Origin of the sequence: Nesterenkonia salmonea (assembly GCF_005771525.1) — a bacterium.
Lineage (GTDB): Bacteria > Actinomycetota > Actinomycetes > Actinomycetales > Micrococcaceae > Nesterenkonia > Nesterenkonia salmonea.
Genome location: NZ_VAVZ01000080.1, coordinates 1 through 4,175 on the forward strand (window position 1 = coordinate 1; position 4,175 = coordinate 4,175).

4 protein-coding genes are annotated in these 4,175 nt (G+C 60.2%); 2 read left to right on the forward strand and 2 right to left on the reverse strand.

The genetic code is table 11. From position 1 onward, the window contains the following. The first annotated feature begins 404 nt into the window (after nucleotides 1-404). A complete protein-coding gene (locus FEF26_RS15170) occupies nucleotides 405-1,487 on the forward strand; it encodes an IS30 family transposase (protein WP_138254376.1) in 1,083 nt (360 codons plus the stop codon). 32 nt (nucleotides 1,488-1,519) lie between these two features. On the opposite strand, the gene FEF26_RS15175 is transcribed toward FEF26_RS15170, so the two are convergent. Continuing rightward, a complete protein-coding gene (locus FEF26_RS15175; protein ID WP_138254377.1) occupies nucleotides 1,520-2,551 on the reverse strand; it encodes a 6-phosphofructokinase in 1,032 nt (343 codons plus the stop codon). Nucleotides 2,552-2,614: 63 nt separating this feature from the next. After that, nucleotides 2,615-3,622 carry a type I glyceraldehyde-3-phosphate dehydrogenase gene (gap, locus tag FEF26_RS15180; RefSeq protein ID WP_138254378.1) on the reverse strand — a complete coding sequence of 336 codons (1,008 nt, stop codon included), beginning with the start codon at nucleotides 3,620-3,622 and terminating at the stop codon, nucleotides 2,615-2,617. A 197-nt stretch (nucleotides 3,623-3,819) separates the two neighbouring features. Here gap and FEF26_RS15185 point away from each other — a divergent pair, with 197 nt between their 5' ends. Further along, nucleotides 3,820-4,101, forward strand: a complete 282-nt coding sequence (locus FEF26_RS15185) for a hypothetical protein (protein WP_138254379.1) — start codon at nucleotides 3,820-3,822, stop codon at nucleotides 4,099-4,101. Nucleotides 4,102-4,175: the final 74 nt, after the last annotated feature.

Here is a 4,175-nt window from a genome sequence, read left to right on the forward strand (position 1 = left end):
CTCGAAAAAGTCGCCCGCGGCCGCGTCGCCCTCGAAGCCATCAAACAAAACTGAGACACACCACTAGTATGCTCTGTTCGGAACCGTCGAAGCCGACCACGACGCCCAACTTCCGCTCTGCAGAGTCAAAGGGGACAGCCAATGGCAGGGGGTGAACTCTGTTACTGATAACAGCCCTTTCCCGGGAGTCTTTACTCCTGCGACGATGACGGAGACCCCCGAATTATCGAGACCCGTCCTCGTCACCCATTATTTTACCAGCAGGGCATCAGATGGGGCTCCGGCCCGGGTTCTGGACTGAAGTGCAACACTCCCTGAGGCGTTATGGGAAATCCACCTGGACGTAGCACGGGAGTGTGACACTTGATCGGTTACCACACTGATCAAGAAAGGCCACACTCCCGTTGAAACCAGGATACCGTCATCTGAACCTTGATGAGCGCATCGAGATCGACAAACGCCACGACCGCGGCGAATCATTACGCACCATCGCCGATGCGTTATCGCGCAGTCCCTCAACGCTCTCGCGGGAACTGCGCAGGGGACGGTGGCGCCCTTCGCATGAGAACGCCGCCTACCGCCCCTACCGCGACGCCGGGCTGCACGGTGGCGCGCTGAGCCCACCCCAGTACCGGGCAGACCGTGCCCACCGCAAAGCCGCCGCCCGGGCGGCACGATCACACCAGCGAACACGGCTGAGCAGTGATGCGGCGATCACCTACCTGGTCAACAAGCTCGGTGACGGCTGGACCCCGGAAATGATCGCCGGCCGGGTCCGCATCGACTTCCCCGACACCCCAGCGATGTGGATGTCCCATGAGACGATCTACCGGTTCATCTACGCCCCAGAGAACCAGCACCGCCGCCTGCACGAATACCTGCCCCATGGCCGGAAGAAGCGCCGTAAGCACCATGGCCGTAAGGTCCATTCCTCGAAGATCCCTCACCGGGTCTCGATCCACCACCGTCCGCCTGAGGTTGATGAGCGCGCCGTGTTCGGCCACTGGGAAGGTGACAGTGTGCTGGGGACTAAAAGCCGCGGCGATGGCATCCACACTGAGGTCGAACGACACACCCGGCTGCTACGGGCCACCAAAGTAGCCGCGCTGAGCTCACAAGAAGGCATCGAGGCCCAGAAACGACTCTTCGGGCCACTGCCGGTCCATGCCCGGGTTTCGACCACCATGGATAACGGCACCGAGATGCACCTCCACACCGAGCTGGTCACCGACTACGGTATAGACACCTACTTCGCCGACCCCTACTCCTCATGGCAGCGGGGCACCAATGAGCACCACAACGGCAGGCTGCGCCGCTACTATCCCAAAGGCACAGACTTCAGCCACCTCAGCGAAGAAGAGCTCCAAGCCGCTGTCACCGAGATCAATAACCAGCCCCGCAAATGCCTGGGCTGGTTCACCCCGGCCGAAGCATTCGACGAGCACCTACACTTAGAAACAACCGGTCAGTGTTGCACTTCAAAATAAAATTCGGGCGGGACGCACACACCCGTCGCTGCTCAGCGGCCGAAAAGGACTTTCGCTTCCTCGTAACGCTCTGCCGGTACGGTCTTCAGGCCTTCTAGTGCGGCGTTGAGGTCGACTTCGACTATGTCTGTGCCGCGAAGGGAAACCATGCGGCCCCAGGCCTGCTCGTGAACCAGATTGAGGGCTTTGATCCCGAACCGGGTGGCCAGTACCCGGTCATAGCCGGTGGGGTTCCCGCCACGCTGAATATGGCCAAGCGTTGTGTTGCGAGTCTCGATGCCGGTGAGCTCCTCAATCTGTGCGGTGACCCACTCGCCGATCCCGCCAAGTCGCGGCCGCCCGGAGGCCTCCTCCCCCTTCTCTGCTAGGGCTTCCTCAGCACCGTCCGGGATGAATCCCTCGGCTACCACCACCAGTGGCGAGCGGCCACGGGAGTGCACCTGCTCGACCCATTCGCACACCTGGTCCATGCTGACCCGCTTCTCTGGTATCAGGACTGCATGGGCACCGGCGGCCATTCCGGAGTGCAGGGCGATCCATCCCGCATGGCGGCCCATCACCTCGGCCACCATGCACCGGTGATGAGACTCGCCGGTGGTGCGCAACCTGTCCATGGCATCAGTGGCTATTGAAATGGCGGTGTCGAATCCGAATGTGAAATCGGTGGCATTGAGATCGTTGTCGATGGTCTTGGGAACGCCCACCATCGGGAGACCTGCATTGGTAAGACGCTTGGCTCCGGCTAGGGTGCCCTCACCACCGAGAACGACTACGGCATCGATGTCGTGGCGCTTGAGCTGCTTGGCCATGTTCTGCGGACCGCCACCGGGATAATTGTAGGGGTGTGTGCGACTGGTGCCGAGGATGGTGCCGCCGACGCGGGAGAGGCCGCGCACATTGTGGCGGGAGAGTTCCATATAGTCGGCTTCGATCAGTCCGCGCCAACCGTCCCTAAATCCAACGAACTCGTCTCCATAGCTCTTGATCCCGTGCAGCACGGCGGAACGGATGACCGCGTTGAGGCCCGGGCAGTCGCCTCCGGATGTGAGCAAACCAATGCGCATCGTTCAGCCCTTCTCCTTATCCTGTGTGAAGACTGGTTCTGGCGCTGACCGGCAGGTTCGGGCTCAGAGCCGTTGGCCAATGTATACGGCGGTGTCCGCCATGCGGGAAGAATAGCCGTATTCGTTGTCATACCAGCCGAACACCTTGACCGTCTGGCCGATCACCTTCGTCAAAGGTGCGTCGAATATGGAAGCGTGTGAGTCTGCAATCACATCGGAAGAGACCAGCGGATCCTCGTTGTAGGCAAGCGCCCCAGCCAAGGGCCCTCCGGCTGCCCTCTTGAAGGCGGAGTTGACGTCGTCTGCGCTTACGCCCTGCTTCTCGACCCTGACGGTGAGATCAGTCCCCGAAACAGTGGCTACCGGCACGCGCACGGCAAAACCGTCCAGTTTTCCGTCCACCTCTGGAATCACCATGCCTATTCCTTTGGCCGCGCCCGTGGAGGTAGGCACGATGTTGACCGCGGCAGCACGAGCGCGTCGGGGGTCCTTATGTGGAGCATCATGAAGGCGCTGATCCCCGGTGTAGGCGTGAATGGTCGTCATGAGACCTTCAACGATGCCGAAATCGTCGTTGAGCACCTTGACCAGTGGAGCGAGACAGTTGGTCGTGCAGGACGCATTGGATATCACAGTGTGGTTGAGCGGGTCGTAGGTTGACTCATTGATCCCCAGCACTATGGTGGCATCTGCTCCTTTGGCCGGCGCGGAGATGATGACTTTCTTTGCTCCGGCACTTATGTGCTGGGAGGCGGTCTGATGAGTTCTGAACAGCCCGGTACACTCCAGGACGATGTCGATCTCTAGCTCATCCCAGGGAAGATTGGCAGGATCTGATTCGGAGAGCAGCTTGATGCGGTGTTGACCGGCCAACAGATAGTCACCGTCCCGGGTCACTTCTGTAGGGAAGCGACCGAGGATGGAATCATACTTGGTCAGGTTAACCACTGAGTCGGGATCGGTGAGATCGTTGATGGCCACCACCTCGAGGGCCTGTCCCTGGTCCTCGAGGACTCGGAGAAAGCTCCGTCCAATCCGCCCGTATCCATTGATAGCTATTCTCGTCACCATTGACATCTTTTCCTCTGGTAGCTCACTCACACGGTACCGGGTCAGGCCACGCCATCATTAAGCGAGTCCTGTCGGCACGTCGCACTCGGCGCAGGACAATCATTTCACAGTACCTACCGGATAGAAACCAGGAGCAGCTTCTTCTTCGAGGAGGATTCTAAGGGACGGTTGCATCGGCCTGAGCTTCAGGAGTCGCAGTGGAACCGGTAGCACCTGGTCGCAGAGTCCTTCGCTACGGGGATGATACTTCCGAAACTGTGATCGCTCAGGTAATTCAGGGCTTGAGCATCAGAAAGACCGCCGAGCAGGTCGGTGTGCCGCAGTCGACCGACCATCGGTGGGTGACCCGAGCACGCGCTGGCCAATCCCGTGGCAGCAATGGTCGGCCTCGGCATCCTGGCCGTGAGCAGTTCCACCGGCTGCGCCAGAAGGGTCGTTTCGTTCGCGAAACCACACCGCAGTGGGGGTCTCGTCGATGAGTGGCTATAAGAGATTGCGCGGTTTGGGGCTTATCGCCATTGGTATTGCTTGACAGGCCGTGAATCCCACCGGA